The organism is Cellulosimicrobium sp. SH8 (genome assembly GCF_025818875.1).
Classification (GTDB): Bacteria; Actinomycetota; Actinomycetes; order Actinomycetales; family Cellulomonadaceae; genus Cellulosimicrobium; species Cellulosimicrobium cellulans_D.
Genome location: NZ_JAMXMH010000013.1, coordinates 129436 through 144984 on the forward strand (window position 1 = coordinate 129436; position 15549 = coordinate 144984).

Annotated in this window: 11 protein-coding genes; 4 read left to right on the forward strand and 7 right to left on the reverse strand. The window is 74.3% G+C overall.

Annotation, left to right across the window (positions count from 1 at the left end):
- Window positions 1-116: 116 nt before the first annotated feature.
- Window positions 117-818 (reverse strand): exonuclease domain-containing protein, encoded by a 702-nt coding sequence (locus NF338_RS18115; RefSeq protein ID WP_264032027.1) that lies wholly within the window; start codon window positions 816-818, stop codon window positions 117-119.
- 146 nt (window positions 819-964) lie between these two features.
- Here NF338_RS18115 and NF338_RS18120 point away from each other — a divergent pair, with 146 nt between their 5' ends.
- Genes NF338_RS18120 through NF338_RS18135 form a run of 4 tightly spaced genes read left to right on the forward strand, consistent with a single transcriptional unit; the run spans window position 965 to window position 5387 of the window.
- Window positions 965-2089, forward strand: a complete 1125-nt coding sequence (locus tag NF338_RS18120) for a GuaB3 family IMP dehydrogenase-related protein (RefSeq protein WP_264032028.1) — start codon at window positions 965-967, stop codon at window positions 2087-2089.
- 59 nt (window positions 2090-2148) lie between these two features.
- On the forward strand, window positions 2149-2670 hold the full coding sequence (locus NF338_RS18125; protein WP_264032029.1) for a GNAT family acetyltransferase: 522 nt from the start codon (window positions 2149-2151) through the stop codon (window positions 2668-2670).
- Window positions 2667-3734, forward strand: coding sequence for a GNAT family N-acetyltransferase (locus tag NF338_RS18130; RefSeq protein WP_264032030.1), 1068 nt, complete (start codon window positions 2667-2669; stop codon window positions 3732-3734). The genes NF338_RS18125 and NF338_RS18130 overlap by 4 nt, the downstream gene beginning before the upstream one ends.
- Before the next feature lie 9 nt (window positions 3735-3743).
- The gene (locus NF338_RS18135; protein WP_264032031.1) at window positions 3744-5387 is read left to right on the forward strand and encodes a succinic semialdehyde dehydrogenase; all 1644 of its coding nucleotides are present in this window, start codon (window positions 3744-3746) and stop codon (window positions 5385-5387) included.
- 43 nt (window positions 5388-5430) lie between these two features.
- Here NF338_RS18135 and NF338_RS18140 read toward each other — a convergent pair whose 3' ends face one another.
- The 6 genes from NF338_RS18140 to NF338_RS18165 form a co-directional block, all read right to left on the reverse strand.
- Complete coding sequence (locus NF338_RS18140; RefSeq protein ID WP_264032032.1) at window positions 5431-5973, reverse strand: vancomycin high temperature exclusion protein; 543 nt, start codon at window positions 5971-5973, stop codon at window positions 5431-5433.
- Window positions 5974-6179: 206 nt separating this feature from the next.
- Complete coding sequence (locus tag NF338_RS18145; RefSeq protein ID WP_264032033.1) at window positions 6180-7157, reverse strand: DUF4031 domain-containing protein; 978 nt, start codon at window positions 7155-7157, stop codon at window positions 6180-6182.
- A gap of 16 nt (window positions 7158-7173) precedes the next feature.
- Window positions 7174-8433: an acetate/propionate family kinase gene (locus NF338_RS18150; protein WP_264032034.1), complete on the reverse strand. Its 1260-nt coding sequence runs from the start codon at window positions 8431-8433 to the stop codon at window positions 7174-7176.
- Window positions 8430-10625 carry a phosphate acetyltransferase gene (pta, locus tag NF338_RS18155; RefSeq protein ID WP_264032035.1) on the reverse strand — a complete coding sequence of 732 codons (2196 nt, stop codon included), beginning with the start codon at window positions 10623-10625 and terminating at the stop codon, window positions 8430-8432. Before pta ends, NF338_RS18150 begins: the two co-directional genes overlap by 4 nt.
- Complete coding sequence (locus tag NF338_RS18160) at window positions 10622-13120, reverse strand: phosphoketolase (protein ID WP_264032036.1); 2499 nt, start codon at window positions 13118-13120, stop codon at window positions 10622-10624. Before NF338_RS18160 ends, pta begins: the two co-directional genes overlap by 4 nt.
- A gap of 142 nt (window positions 13121-13262) precedes the next feature.
- On the reverse strand, window positions 13263-15452 hold the full coding sequence (locus NF338_RS18165) for a hypothetical protein (RefSeq protein WP_264032037.1): 2190 nt from the start codon (window positions 15450-15452) through the stop codon (window positions 13263-13265).
- Between the last annotated feature and the right edge of the window lie 97 nt (window positions 15453-15549).

Here is a 15549-nt window from a genome sequence, read left to right on the forward strand (position 1 = left end):
ACGCGACGACACGGCGCAGTCGTGGCGGGATCACGGGTTCATCACAGGACCTCCATCCGTGTCGTGAGATAGGTGGCGTCCGGGATGGTGCGTCGCCTCGTTGCCGGGCTCGTCCCCTACGAGGGCCAGCGGCCGTCCGCGCCGGCCCCGACGTAGGGCGGCTCGCGCTCGGGGTCCAGCGTGTCGACCCAGCGTCGGTGCGCCACGACCTGCAGGTCGTGGAGGGCGTCGGGGCCCAGGGAGCCGAGGTCCGGGAACGCGCGCGCGAGGGCGTCGAGGAGGTCGAGGGTGGCGAGGACGTCGGCGTCCGCGGTGTGCAGCGGGCCGACGTCGAGCACCTCGTAGCGCGCGCAGAGGTCGACGAGCCGGCGCTTGCCCTCGCGCGCCGGGTCCCACGCGCGGTCCAGGACGAGCGGGTCCAGCACCGGGCGGACGGGCCGCCCGAGCCGGGCGGCCAGCGTCGGCAGGCCGTGGCGGACGAGCTCCGCGTCGAGGAGGGACAGGTCGAACGCGGCGTTGTACGCGACGAGCGGGACTCCGTCGCGCTGCGCGTCGACGAGGAGCGTCGCGATCTCCTCCAGCGCCTCGGCCGGGGCGGTGCCGTGGGCGGACACGTGCGCCGTCGAGACGCCGTGGATCGCCGTCGCCTCGGCGGGGATCTCGACGCCCGGGTCGAGGAGCCACGTCCGCACGTGCGTCGACCCGGGCTCGCGGAGCACGAGCGCCGCGGTGACGATGCGGTCCACGTCCACGTCGACGCCCGTGGTCTCGGTGTCGAGACCGAGGAGCGGTCCCGCCGTCCAGGGCGTCGTCGTCATGGTCCACCTCGCGGTCTCGCTCGGGTCCCGGCGCTCGTCGCGCCCGGTGCCGCCGGACGTCCCGGCGACGAGCGTCACCCTGCCAGCGCCCACCCACACGGGTCGCCGTGCAGGTGACCGGCACAGGCCGCCGGTAGGCTGGCCCGGTGAGCAACGAGATCGAGATCGGACGTGGCAAGCGCGGTCGGCGCGCGTTCTCCTTCGACGACGTCGCGGTCGTGCCCTCCCGGCGCACGCGCGACCCCAAGGAGGTGTCGGTCGGCTGGCAGATCGACGCGTACCACTTCGAGCTGCCCATCCTCGCGGCGCCCATGGACTCCGTGATGAGCCCCGCGACCGCCGTCGCGCTCGGCAACCACGGCGGCCTCGGCGTGCTCGACCTCGAGGGCCTGTGGACTCGCTACGACGACCCGACCGCCCTCCTGGAGGAGATCGCGACGCTCGAGCCGCTCGAGGCGACGCGGCGCATGCAGGAGATCTACGCGGAGCCCATCAAGCCGGACCTCATCACGCAGCGGCTCAAGGAGATCCGCGCCGCGGGCGTCACGGTCGCCGGCGCGCTGTCGCCGCAGCGCACCCAGGAGCACTACCAGACCGTCGTCGACGCGGGTGTCGACCTCTTCGTCATCCGTGGCACGACCGTCTCGGCCGAGCACGTCTCGGGCGTCGCGGAGCCGCTGAACCTCAAGCGGTTCATCTACGAGCTCGACGTGCCGGTCGTCGTCGGCGGCGCGTCCACGTACACCGCGGCGCTGCACCTCATGCGCACGGGAGCCGCGGGCGTGCTCGTCGGGTTCGGGGGCGGCGCAGCGCACACCACGCGCGTCTCGCTCGGCATCCACTCGCCCATGGCGACGGCGGTGGCGGACGTCGCGGCCGCGCGCCGCGACTACCTCGACGAGTCGGGCGGCCGCTACGTGCACGTCATCGCCGACGGCGGCGTCGGCCGCTCGGGCGACCTCGTCAAGGCCGTCGCGTGCGGCGCGGACGCCGTGATGATCGGCGCGGCGCTCGCGCGCGCCGAGGAGGCGCCCGGCCGGGGCTGGCACTGGGGCTCGGAGGCGCACCACGCGCAGCTCCCGCGCGGCGAGCGCGTGCGCGTCGGCACCGCCGGCACGCTCGAGGAGATCCTGTTCGGCCCGGGCCGTCAGGCGGACGGCACGCTCAACCTCGTCGGCGCGCTGCGGCGTGCGATGGCGACGACCGGGTACTCCGACCTCAAGGAGTTCCAGCGCGTCGAGGTCGTCGTCTCGCCGTACCAGCCCCGCTGAGCCGCGCCGTGACGGGACGGGTCGCGGACGGGCCCCGGCTGACCCGCGCGGGCGACGCCGTGCCTGACCCGGTACCCGGCGCGGACGTCACGTTCGCCGAGGTCGCGGACGACGACGTCGAGGCGGTCGTCGCGCTGTGGCGCAACTGCGGGCTCACGCGGCCCTGGAACGACCCGTACCGCGACCTCGCGGACGCGCGCCTCGGGGAGACGTCCACGGTGCTCGTGGGCCGGGCGACGCGCGACCTCCCGGGTGCTGGGTCCGACGACGGCCAGGCCGACGGCGCGGTCCGCGCGGGCGAGGTCGTCGCGTCGGCGATGGCCGGCGTCGACGGGCACCGCGGCTGGCTCTACTACGTGGCCGTCGACCCGCGGCTGCGGGGCACCGGCACGGGGCGCGCCGCGGTCGTCGCGGCGGAGGCGTGGCTCGCCGCGCAGGGCGCACGGGCGGTGCGCCTCATGGTGCGCTCGACCAACGACGCCGTCCGCGGCTTCTACGAGCGCCTCGGCTACACCGACCAGGAGTGCGTCGTGCTCGGCCGACCGCTCGGCGCGTCGGACGCGCGCGACGCCGGGCGATGACGCCCGGCTCCGTCTGGGCGCCCGACTCCGACGACCTGGCCGCGCTCGAGTCCGAGCACCGCGCGCGGGTCGGCGCGCTCGACCCGCTCGTCGCGGTCCCCGACCTGGGCGCAGCGCCGGGCGACGAGCGCCTGCTCGCCGTCCGGCTCCCCGACGGGTCGAGGGCCGCGGGCCTCGTCACGGTCGGTGACGTCGGCCACGACTCCTCGGCCGCGCTGTTCCGCCCGCTCCGCGAGCACCGGCTGCGCGCCCGGGCGGCGGGCCCCGACGTCCCGGGCGCGGTGGCGGCGCTCCTCGCGGCGTGGTCCGAGCGCGTCGCGAACGACCCGGGCACGCCCCCCGACGGCGACGGTGTGCCCCAGGTGGGGCCGGCGCCGCGCGACCACGGCAGGGTGCTGCTCTGGCCGAGCCGCGACGTCGGGGCGGTCGCGGCGCTCGCCGCGCACGGCATGCGCCCGACGGTCCACCTCGCCGCGCGCCGTGGAACGGCCCCGGGCGCGGCAGGACACGGTCCGGCAGGCCTGGTCGTGCGTGACGCGACGCCCGACGACGTCCCGGCGCTCGTCGAGCACCAGCTCGCCGAGCTCGCGTACGACGAGCTCGTGGGCGCGGCCCGGGTGCGCCCGGGGGCCCGTGCGCTCCTGGCGACGCAGGTCGCGGGCGCGGTGGCGAACCCGGCCACGACGTTCCTCGTCGCGACGGCGGCCCGGGCCGCCGCTCGCGGGGCTGATTCCGGGGACCGGGCCGAGGAGGTGCTGGGCGTCGTCGCGGTCGAGCCGCCGGAGCGGTCGGGTGCGGTCGCGGGGACGGTCACGGCCGGGCCGGTCGCCTACCTCGTGCTGCTGCACGTGACAGGCGCCGCGCGCGGCGCCGGGACCGGTGGCGCGCTCGTCGACGCGGCGCTCGCGCGCGTCCGGGAACGCGTCGGGGAGGACACGGTCGTGCTCCTGCACCACGGCGTCCTCAACCCCCTCTCGGCACCCTTCTGGGCGCGCCAGGGCTTCCGCCCGGTGCTCACGACCTGGGAGCTCCCCGTCTCGGGCTCTGTCGGTCCGACGACGTAGCCTGTCCCCATGACGAGCTCATCCGGCACCCCCGGCACCGGACCCGGCGAGGGCGCCGCGCTGGACGGCCTGATCGACCCCGAGAACCCCGCGGCGACGTACGTGCTCGAGCCCGACGTCGTCGCACCGCTCGCGCAGCGCGTCGTCACCAGCAACGAGGCGGGCATGCACCGCTCCGTCCTGCCCTTCACGGGCGCGCCGCTCGCCGCGTTCCCGGTGTCCTCCGTCGCGGACGTCGCGTGGGCGGTCGAGCGGGCCCGGGCCGTGCAGCCGGCCTGGGCGGCGCTCCCCGTCCGGGAGCGCGCGGCCGTGCTGCGCCGGTTCGGCGAGCTCGTCCTCGCGCGCCAGTCCGACGGCCTCGACCTGGTCCAGATGGAGTCCGGCAAGTCGCGCCGCAGCGCGTTCGAGGAGGTCGCGGACGTCGCGATCCTCACGCGCCACTACGCCCAGCGCGGCCCGCGCTACCTCGCCGACCGGCGGGCGCCGGGGATGCTGCCCGTGCTGACCGGCACGCGCGTGCACCGCCGCCCCGTGGGGGTCGTCGGCGTCATCGCGCCCTGGAACTACCCGCTGACGCTCGCGTTCGCCGAGGCCGTGCCCGCGCTCGTGGCGGGCAACGCCGTCGTGCTCAAGCCGGACCCGCAGACGACGCTCAGCGCCCTGTGGGGCGCCGAGCTGCTCGAGGAGGCGGGCCTGCCCGCCGACCTGTTCCTCGTCGTCGCGGGCGGCGGCGACGTCGGCGCGGCGGTCACCGACCACGTGGACCACATCGCGTTCACGGGCTCGACGGCGACGGGGCGCAAGGTCGCCGCGCGCGCGGGGGAGCGGCTCATCGGGGCGACCCTGGAGCTCGGCGGCAAGAACCCCCTCTACGTCGCGGCGGACGCCGACGTGCGCGCTGCGGCGCGCGGCGCCGTGCGCGCATGCTTCTCCAACTCGGGGCAGCTCTGCGTCTCGATCGAGCGGATCGTGCTGCACGAGGACGTCGCCGACGCGTTCCTCGACGAGTTCGTGCCGCTCGTGCGGGAGATGCGCCTCGGGGCGGGCCTCGACTACTCCGCCGACATGGGGTCGCTCACGTCGCAGGCGCAGCTCGACCGCGTCGTCGCGCACGTGGAGGACGCCATCGCGCGCGGCGCCCGCGTCCTCGCGGGCGGCGTGCACCGCGCGGACATCGGCCCGTGGTTCTACGCGCCCACCGTCCTGGACGACGTGCCCGACGACGCCGCGTGCGCCCGCGAGGAGACGTTCGGGCCCGTCGTGTCCGTGCGCCGGGTCGCGAGCGACGACGAGGCCGTGCGGGTCATGAACGACTCCGAGTTCGGGCTCAACGCGAGCGTGTGGACGCGCGACGTCGCGCGGGGCCGCCGGATCGCGGCGCGCGTGGAGGCGGGCACGGTCAACGTCAACGACGGGTACTCCGCCGCCTGGGGTTCGGTCGGCGCGCCGATGGGTGGTTTCAAGGCGTCCGGCCTCGGGCGTCGGCACGGCCGCGAGGGGATCGAGGCGCTCACGGAGGCGCAGACGATCTCCGTGCAGCGCGGCGCCAACCAGGGCCTCACGCTCGACACGCTCTACGCGATCGGCGGCGAGCTCCCCAGCAAGGTGCTGACGTCAGCGCTCGACGTCATGCGTCGACTGCGGCTGCCCTGACCCGGGGCCCGACCCCCGGGCGGGACGTGCGCGTGGGCGTCCTTCAGCGCCGCACGGCGTCCAGGACGGCCTTCGACGCAGCGGGGACCTCGCGGACGCGGTAGAGCACGGCCTTCCACGGCTCCACGCTCGCGGCACTGACCCCGATCCCGACCGCGTCGAGGCCCGCGACACGGCACGAGAACAGCGTGCGCGGCAGGTGGTAGCCCTGCGTGACCACGACCGCCGTGGTGACCCCGAAATCCGACACCGCGCGCGTGCACGTGGCGTGCGTGTCGAAGCCCTCGCGGTCCAGCAGGATCGCGTCGTCCGGCACGCCCCGGTCGAGCAGCCACGCGCGCATCGACCCGGGCTCGTCGTAGTCGTCGTGCGCGTCGCCGCTCACGAGCACGACGGGCGCGACGCCCCGACCGTAGAGGTCCGCGGCCGCGTCGAGCCGGCGCCGCAGGTACGTCGACGGCGACCCGTCGGGTCGCAGCCCCGCACCTGGGACGACGATCGCGTCGCTGGGCGGCACGTCGGCCGGGTCGGCGACGTGCGCGCGCCCGACGCTCTGCACGACGACGAACGGCGCCAGCACGAGCACCGCCAGACCGACCGCGCCCCAGGCCGTCGCCCGCCGATGCCGCGACCGACGTGGGCGGTCCCGCGGCAACCGGCGGGAGGACCCCGACTCCGACGAGGTCGATGACGACGACGATGATGACGGGGGCTGCGAGGCGGGCGTGGTCGGCTCGTCGGTCACGGCCCGACCCTAGCGCCTGAGCATGAGGTGGTGAGGGGGCGGCCGAGTCAGGCGTAGGTGTTCAGGGCGGCGAGCTCGGCGGTGAGGTTGTCGCGGGCCTGGTCCTCCCACCGCTCGGCGCCCTGGGGCGTGCGGAACAGGGCACCGCCACCGAGCAGGCCGCGGAGGACGGCGGCGCGTCCGGTGCGGAAGGCGTCGTCGGGGACGTGCGCGTACTCGGCTCGGACCTGCCGGACGTACCGCGCGTAGCGGTCCGGCGCGGAACCGAGGATCGCGAGGTCGGCGTCCGACACGAGCGCGCCCGACTGGTCGCCCGCCGCGGGGGAGTGGTCCGTCGTCACGAGCACGAGCCGGGCGACCTCCGCCACGGTCGCGGCATCGAGGTGGCCCGCGAGCCTGCTCTCCGCGAGGTCGGCGGACCGTTCCTCGTCGCGTCCGGCCTCGCCGTCGTGCACGGCGTCGTGGAACCACAGCGCGAGCTGGGTCGCAGCGGCGCTCCCCGGTGCGTCTCCCGAGCCGCCGCCCGCCGGCCCGCTCGACGACCCACCGCCGCCCGCTCGCCCGGGCGCGGCGACGCCGTCGGGCACTCCGGGCGGACGCCCCTCCAGGAGCGCGAGCGAGTCGAGCGCGTGCACCAGGTGCTCGGGGCCGTGATACACGCGGTGCGGCTCGTGCCAGCGTTCCACGAGGTCCACGCCGACGTCCCGGGCACCGGGCAGCAGCGCGTCCCAGCGGGCGAGCAGCGCGTCGGCCTTCGCCGCGCGCCGCGCCCGGCCCGGGACGCGCAGCCCCGACGACCCGAGCCGCCGGGCGAGCTCGCGCCCACCGACGGGGACGGCGCCCGCCGCCACGGCGACGTCGTACCGCTCGGCGGCGACGTCGTAGTGGTCGAGGTCGAACGCCCGCCGGCTCACGCCGATCGAGGCCGCGAAGGCGTGCAGCTCCGCCAGGGAGGCGTCCGACACGAGATGGCTGAACAGCGTCCCGTGCGCGGGCCACGCGGGCGGGTCGATGAGGACGGTCACCGACCGAGCATCCCACCTAGAACGCGCGCGAGGCGGCCTCGACGACCTCGACGGACTGGCGTGCGATCGCGAGCTCCTCCATCGTCGGGACGACCATGACGAGCGTGCTCGTCCAGTCCGGCGAGATGACGCGCGGCTCGCCCGAGTCGACGGCGTTGCGGTCCGGGTCCACGGCGAGGCCGAGCGGCTCGAGGCCCTCGACGACGGCGGCGCGCACCTCCGCGTCGTGCTCCCCGACGCCCGCGGTGAAGGCGACGACGTCCACGCGGCCGAGCACGGCGGCGTAGGCGCCGATGTACTTGCGCAGCCGATGGATGTAGACGTCGAACGCCAGCCGGGCGCCCTCGTGGCCCTCGTCCATGAGCCGGTGCAGCTCACGGAAGTCGTTGACCCCGGAGAGGCCCTTGACCCCGGACCGCTTGTTGAACAGGTCGTCGATCTCGTCGATGGTCATCCCGGCGTTGCGCGCGAGGTGGAACACCACGGCCGCGTCGATGTCGCCCGTGCGGGTGCCCATGACGAGGCCCTCGAGCGGGGTGAGGCCCATCGACGTCTCGACCGGGACCCCGCCCTTCACGGCCGAGGCCGAGGCGCCGTTCCCGAGGTGCAGGACGATCGTGTTGAGCCCCTCGATCCGCCGGCCGAGGACGCGCGCGACCTTGCCCGAGACGTACTGGTGACTCGTCCCGTGGGCGCCGTAGCGCCGGATCGCGTACTGCTGCGCGATCTCGGCGTCCAGGGCGTACGTGGCCACGTGCTGCGGGAGGCGCTGGAAGAAGGCGGTGTCGAACACGGCCACGTGCGGGACGTCGCCGAGCAGCGACCGGGCGACCTCGATGCCCTTGACGTTCGCGGGGTTGTGCAGGGGCGCGAGCGGGGAGAGCGACCGGATCCGCTCCAGCACACCGTCGTCGACGAGGACGGGGTCGGCGAACAGCGAGCCGCCCTGGACGACGCGGTGGCCCACCGCGTACACGTCCGCGTCGGCCAGCGTGGGGCCGACCTCGTCGAAAAGGCTCAGCGCGATGCGCAGGGCGACGCCGTGGTCGGCGACGGGCTCCTCGCGCGTCGTCGTGTTCCCCGCGAACCGGTGCTTGATGATGCCGGTGTCCTCGCCGATGCGCTCGATCGTGCCCGCGGCGATCGCCTCGCCGCCGACGGGGTTGACGAGCTGGTACTTGAGCGAGGACGACCCCGAGTTCATGACGAGCACGGACCCGTGCGCCCCGTAGGCGCTGTAGGGGTTGGGGCGCTCGCCCTCGGGCAGGATCGTCATGAGGTGGCTCCTCGGGAGTCAGGACCGGAGTCAGAGACGGCGTCGGCCGGGGCCTGCGCCTGGATCGCGGTGATGGCGACGGTGTTGACGATGTCCTGCACGAGCGCGCCGCGCGAGAGGTCGTTCACCGGCTTGTTGAGGCCCTGGAGGACCGGACCGACCGCGACGGCGCCCGCGGAGCGCTGCACGGCCTTGTAGGTGTTGTTGCCCGTGTTGAGGTCCGGGAAGATGAACACGGTCGCGCGGCCCGCGACGTCCGAGCCGGGCATCTTCGACGCCGCGACGGACGCGTCCACGGCGGCGTCGTACTGGATGGGGCCCTCGACGAACAGGTCGGGGCGGCGCTCGCGGACGAGCTCCGTGCCCCGGCGCACCTTGTCGACGTCGGCGCCCGACCCGGACTCTCCGGTCGAGTACGACAGCATCGCGACGCGCTGGTCGACGCCGAACTGCTGCGCCGTCGCCGCGGAGGAGATCGCGATGTCCGCGAGCTGCTCGGCCGACGGGTCGGGGATGACCGCGCAGTCGCCGTAGACGAGCACGCGGTCCTGCAGGCACATGAGGAACACCGACGACACCACGGACACGCCCGGCTGGGTCTTGATGATCTCGAACGACGGCTTGATCGTGTGCGCCGTCGTGTGCTTGGCGCCCGACACCATGCCGTCCGCGAGGCCGAGGTGGACCATCATCGTGCCGAAGTAGGACACGTCCTGGACGCGCTCGCGCGCCTCCTCGAGCGTCATGCCCTTGTGCGCGCGCAGCCGCTGGTACTCCGCGGCGAACCGCTCCACCAGCTCGGGGTCGTGGGGGCTGACCACGTGCGCCGCCTCGAGGTCGAGGCCGAGCTCGGCCGCGCGGGCGCGGACCTTCTGCTCCTCGCCGAGGATCGTCAGCTCGGCGACCTGGCGGCCGAGCAGCGTGGACGCGGCGCGCAGGATGCGGTCGTCGTCGCCCTCGGGCAGCACGACGTGCTTGCGGTCCGCGCGGGCGCGCGAGAGCAGCTCGTACTCGAACATGAGCGGCGTGACGACCTCGGGCCGGGGCACGTCGAGGCCCGCGAGCAGCGCCGCGCCGTCGACGCTCTGCTCGAACAGCGCGAGCGCCGTGTCGACCTTGCGCTGCGACTCCTTGGTGACACGCCCCCGGGCGCTCGCGGCGGCGCTCGCCGAGCGGAACGTCCCGAGGTCGGTGCGGATGATCGGCAGGCTCGGGTCGAGGTCCGCGACGAGGCGCGCCGTCGACTCGGGCGGGAAGAACCCGCCGTTGAGGATGACGCCCGCGAGGGACGGGAAGCCCGACGCCGAGTGCGCGGCGAGCAGGCCGATGAGGATGTCGACGCGGTCGCCGGGCGTGATGACGACCGCGCCGTCGGTCAGCCGGTCGAGCAGGTGCTCGAACGACATGGCGCCGACGAGCAGGTCGGTCGCCTCGCGCGCGAGGAGCTCCTCCTCGCCGAACGCGAGCGTCCCGCCCACGGCCTCCATGAGGATCCGCACGGTCGGGGCGTCGAGGAACGGGTCCTCGGGCACCGCCCACCCGGGCAGCCGGGCGCCCGGGGCCGGCTCAGCCGTCGTGCCCGACGGCGCCCCCGCCCCGGCGAGCGGCTCGCCGTCCGGGCCCAGCGAGCCGAGCAGCGCACGCACGGCGTCGAGGTCGGCGGGGTCCACCCGGTTCGCGACCACGCCGATGGGCTGCGCGTGCTGGGAGCGCAGCTCGGCGACGCTCACCTCGATGAGGTTGCCTACGGCGTCGGTCGTGCGGCCCTTGCCGGAGACGACGAGGAGGACCGGCGCGCCGAGGTTCGCCGCGACGCGCGCGTTGAACGACAGCTCGGTCGGGCCTGCGACGTCGGTGTAGTCCGTCCCGACGACCACCACGAAGTCGCACTGGCGCGCGACCTCGTGGTAGCGGGCCACGATCTGCGAGAGCGCGGCCTCCGGGTCGGCGTGGACGTCCTCGTACGTGACGCCGATCGCCTGCTCGGCGGTGACGTCCACGCCGTCGTGCGCGAGCAGGAGCTCGAGCACGTAGTCCTGCACGTCCGGGCCCACGGCCCGGGTGACCGGCCGGAAGACCCCGACTCGCTGGACCTTGCGGACCAGCAGGTCGAGGACCCCCAGCGCGATCGTGGACTTGCCCGTCTCGCCCTCGGGCGAGGTGATGTAGATGCTGCGAGCGGTGTCGCTCACTCGTTGTCTCCTCCGGTGTCCTGCACGGCGCGCGCGCCGTCGTACTGCGGGCCGCCCTCGCCCGTCGCCGTGTCGCCGGCGTCCGGCCACACCCAGTCGCGCACCTCGGGGATGTCCTCCCCGTGCTCGCGCGTGTACTGCCGGGCCGTCAGCCGCGCGTCGACCATCTCCTGGCGCAGACCCGCGTAGGTCGAGCGCAGGGACGGCACGCGGTCGATGACGTCGATGACGAGGTGGAAGCGGTCGATGTCGTTGAGCATCGCCATGTCGAACGGGGTGGTGGTGGTGCCCTCCTCCTTGTAGCCGCGCACGTGGATGTTCGCGTGGTTGGTGCGGCGGTACGTGAGGCGGTGGATCAGCCACGGGTAGCCGTGGTAGTTGAAGATGACGGGCTTGTCCGACGTGAAGAGCGTGTCGAAGTCCTTGTCCGACAGCCCGTGCGGGTGCTCGTTCTCGTCCTGGAGCCGCATGAGGTCCACGACGTTGACGACCCGGACCTTGAGGTCGGGGATGCGGCGGCGCAGGATGTCCGCCGCGGCGAGCACCTCGAGCGTCGGGACGTCCCCGGCGGCACCGAGCACGACGTCCGGGTCCTCGCCCTCGACTTCGGTGCCGGCCCACTCCCAGATGCCGAGCCCGCGCGTGCAGTGCGCGATCGCCTGCTCCATGGACAGGAACTGCGGCGCCGGCTGCTTGCCCGCCACGACGACGTTCACGTACTGGCGCGAGCGCAGGCAGTGGTCGTAGGTGGACAGCAGCGTGTTGGCGTCCGGCGGCAGGTAGACGCGGACGATCTCGGCCTTCTTGTTCACGACGTGGTCGATGAAGCCCGGGTCCTGGTGGCTGAAGCCGTTGTGGTCCTGGCGCCACACGTGGCTCGACAGCAGGTAGTTGAGGCTCGCGACCGGCCGGCGCCACGGGATGTGGTTGGTGACCTTGAGCCACTTCGCGTGCTGGTTGAACATCGAGTCGACGATGTGGATGAAGGCCTCGTAGCTCGTGAACAGGCCGTGGCGCCCCGTGAGCAGGTAGCCCTCGAGCCAGCCCTGGCACTGGTGCTCCGAGAGCATCTCCATGACCCGGCCCGCGCGGGCGAGGTGCTCGTCGACGTCGGGACCGAAGAAGTCGGCGTTCCACTGCTTGTCCGTGACCTCGTAGACCGCCTGGAGGCGGTTCGACGCCGTCTCGTCCGGGCCGAAGATCCGGAAGTTGTCCGGGTTCAGGCGCACGACGTCGGTCAGCCACTCGCCGAGCACGCGCGTCGCCTCCGCGACGTTGCCACCCGGGCCCGAGACGTCGACGGCGTAGTCGCGGAAGTCGGGCAGGCGCAGGTCCTTGAGCAGCAGCCCGCCGTTGGCGTGCGGGTTGTCGCTCATGCGCAGCGTCCCCTCGGGGGCGAGCGCGGCGATGTCGTCGCGCAGCCGGCCGTCCTCGTCGAACAGCTCGTCCGCGCGGTACGACTCGAGCCAGCCGCGCAGCACGTCGAGGTGCTCCGGGGTGTCCCGCGCGCTCGCGAGGGGCACCTGGTGCGCGCGCCACGAGTCCTCGGTCTTCTTCCCGTCGATGACGGGCGGGCAGGTCCAGCCCTTGGGCGTGCGGAAGACGATCATGGGCCACGCGGGACGCTCGTCGTTGCCCGCCGCGGCGTCGGCCTTGATCTGCGCGATGTGGTTGAGCACCTCGTCGAGGAGCCTCGCGAAGCGCTGGTGCACCTCGAAGTGGTCCTCGCCGTCGAACCCGCCCGTGAAGAAGTACGGAGTGTGGCCGTAGCCGATCATGAGGTCGCGCAGCTCGTCGTCGCTGATGCGCGCGAGCACCGTCGGGTTGGCGATCTTGTACCCGTTGAGGTGCAGGATCGGCAGCACGACGCCGTCGTTGCGCGCGTTGACGAACTTGTTGGAGTGCCAGCTCGTCGCGAGCGGGCCGGTCTCCGCCTCGCCGTCGCCGACGACCGCGGCGACGAGCAGGTCGGGGTTGTCGAACGCGGCGCCGTAAGCGTGGGAGAGCGCGTAGCCGAGCTCGCCGCCCTCGTGGATCGACCCGGGGGTCTCCGGCGCGACGTGGCTCGGGATGCCGCCCGGGAACGAGAACTGGCGGAACAGGCGGCGCAGGCCCTCGGTGTCCTGCGTGATGTCCGTGTACGTCTCGGAGTAGGTGCCCTCGAGGTACGCGTTCGCGACGAGGCCGGGGCCGCCGTGACCGGGGCCCGCGACGTAGATCGTCGACTGGCGGCGCTGCGCGATCGCGCGGTTGAGGTGCGCGTAGAGGAAGTTCAGGCCGGGGGTCGTGCCCCAGTGGCCCAGCAGGCGCGGCTTGACGTCCTCGCGGTCCAGCGGCGTGCGCAGCAGCGGGTTGTCCAGGAGGTAGATCTGGCCGACGGACAGGTAGTTCGCCGCACGCCACCACGCGTCGACACGACGCAGGGTGTCGTCGTCGAGGGGGGCGACCTCGGCGGGTCGCCAGGCGGTGGACTCGGTGACGGTGGTCGTGCTCATCTCACGCTCCTGCAGGGGGAAGGGTTCGTGAACGACTACGGCTTCATACAACCGCATCGACCGAGGCCCTGCACGGTCCGTGACGGCCCCGGGCGGTGTGACGTCCGCCCGGGACCGCAGAAAAGGTCCTAGGTCCCGGGACTCAGGTCCGGCGGCGGGCCCGGGCGCCGTGGAGCGCGAGCCCGGTGCCCAGCGCGACGGCGACCAGCGCCGCGGCGCTCGCGGCCACGACGTCCACGCCGGTCGTCGCGAGGCCGGGCCCGGACGTGCCGGGCTGTAGCGGTCCCGGTGCCGGTACGGGGCCGGGTGCAGCCGTGACCGTGGTCGTCGCCGTCGCCTCGTGCGGGCCGTCGCCGCCGTCGACGCAGGCCGCGCACGGCTCGACCGTCGCGGTGTTCGTCACCGTGCCCCCCGCCGGGGGCGCAGTGCCCGTCACGACGACCGTCGCCGTCCCGCCCGCGGGGACGGTCGCCGTCGTCGAGACGTCGTTCCCGGTGCCCGACGGCGCGTCGCACGCCGACCCGTCCGAGACGCTGCACGTCCACGAGACGCCCGTGACGGCGTCGGGCACGGCGTCCTCGACGACGGTTCCGGGTGCCGCGGCGGGACCGTCGTTGGTCACGACGACCTCCCACCGGAGCTCCTCGCCCCCGGTCACCTGCGCGGGGCCCGTCTTCGTGACGGAGAGCGCGACCGGCACGACGCACGGCGTCGCGACCTCGGCGACGTCGTTCGACGGGTCCGGGTCCCCGGACGTGGAGGTCACGCGGGCGCGCTGCACGACGTCGCCCGCCGAGCACGTCGCGGGGTCCGGGCCGACGGTCCCGGTGATCGTGAACGACGCACCCGCACCGGCAGCGAGGGGGCCGACCGGGCACACGAGGGTCGTGCCCTCCAGCGTGCACCCGTCGGCGACGACGCTCGCCGGGTCGAGGGCGGGCGGCAGGACGTCCGCGACGACGACGCCGCGCGCGCTCCCGGGGCCCTCGTTCGTCACGTCGACGACGTACTCGACGGGCTCTCCGAGCACGAGCGGTGCCGGGCTGGTGAGCTCCTTGGTCACCGCGAGGTCGGCGGCGGGCAGGACGGTGACGTCGACGGACGAGGTGTTGTCCGTGAGGTCCTCGCGGTCGGGTGGGGCGACCACCTCGGCCGTGTTCGTCAGGACGGTCTCGGCGTCGACGAACGGCGCGGTCCCGGTCACGGTGAAGACCGCCGCCGCCGTCGGCGTGGCGCCCGTGAGCCGCGGCAGGTCGACGGTCGTGTCGATCGCGTTGCCCGAGCCCGACGTCTCCCCGCAGGCCGCGCCGCCGGTCGCGGCGCAGGTCCAGGTGACGCCGGTGAGCCCGGCCGGGACGTCGTCGACGACCCGCGCGCCGACCACGTCGTTGACGTACTCGTTCGTCACCTCGAGCTGGTAGGAGACGCGGCCGCCGGACTCGACGACCGGCGTGCTCGTCGTCTTCTCGACGGTGAGGACGGTGGGGATGACGACGCGCAGGTTCCGGATCTCGTGGTAGTTCGTCGCGCCACCGGTGGACGCGCCGAAGCCGAGCTTGAACGTGGCCGGGAGCGCGGGCTGCCCCGCGGCGCCGCCGATGTCGAACTGGCTGATGAGCGGCTCGAGCGGGGTGCCTGGTCCGCTGTCGCTCCACACGGAGAGGAGGTCGGTGCTCGGCGCCGGGGTGACGACGGCGCGGACGGTGCGGACGAACGCGCGGCTCGGGTCGCCGCCACCCGGCGGCACGGTCTCGACGGTCCCGCCGGGGCCGGGCACTCCCGTGAGGTAGCCCCACGGCGTGGCCGCGGCGTAGGAGCCGCGCACGGACACGAACCCGGGCTGCGGGCCAGGGCCGCCGACGCCGGCCGAGAAGTTGCCGAACTCGTCGAACCCGACGCCCGCGTACCCGCCCTGGAGGAACGTGTACCCGAGCGACCCGCCGTCCCCGCCGACCGCGGCGGGGAACGAGCCGTCCATGAGGAAGAACGAGAACCCGTCGCCGCGGTTGCCGCCGAGCTCCTGGCCGCCCCACGTCGCGTACTCGAACTCGACCGCCACCCCGAGGTCCGTCGGGAACGCGCTGTCGAGCACGTAGCCACCGAACCCGCCGTTGGTCTGGTCGAGGTCGGTGAGCCGGAGCCATCCGTCGCCCTCGCCTGTCAACGTCGCCTCGCCGAACGGGACCCAGGCCGGGTCGTTGGGCGACGTGCTCCCGAAGGGCTCCTCGATCGGGAAGTCCGCGGCAGCGGCGGGCGCGGCGACCGCTCCCGCCGCGAGCGCGAGGACGGCGGTCGCAGCGAGCCGCAGGCGGTGGCGGGGGCGGTGCGTCACGGGTGCTCCTCTCGTGCGCCGGCCTCGTCGCCGACGTGTCGTCCCGTCTCTTCCCCCATGGCTCCCTATCGGATCACACCGGTGTGAGGTTCGCCCG

What these genes read in the sequence shown, in the direction of transcription:
- NF338_RS18150 (WP_264032034.1), bottom strand. Translation starts at nt 8,433, where the DNA reads ATGACGATCCTGCCCGAGGGCGAGCGCCCCAACCCCTACAGCGCCTAC.
- NF338_RS18130 (WP_264032030.1), top strand. Translation starts at nt 2,667, where the DNA reads ATGACGCCCGGCTCCGTCTGGGCGCCCGACTCCGACGACCTGGCCGCG.
- NF338_RS18135 (WP_264032031.1), top strand. Translation starts at nt 3,744, where the DNA reads ATGACGAGCTCATCCGGCACCCCCGGCACCGGACCCGGCGAGGGCGCC.
- NF338_RS18115 (WP_264032027.1), bottom strand. Translation starts at nt 818, where the DNA reads ATGACGACGACGCCCTGGACGGCGGGACCGCTCCTCGGTCTCGACACC.
- NF338_RS18160 (WP_264032036.1), bottom strand. Translation starts at nt 13,120, where the DNA reads ATGAGCACGACCACCGTCACCGAGTCCACCGCCTGGCGACCCGCCGAG.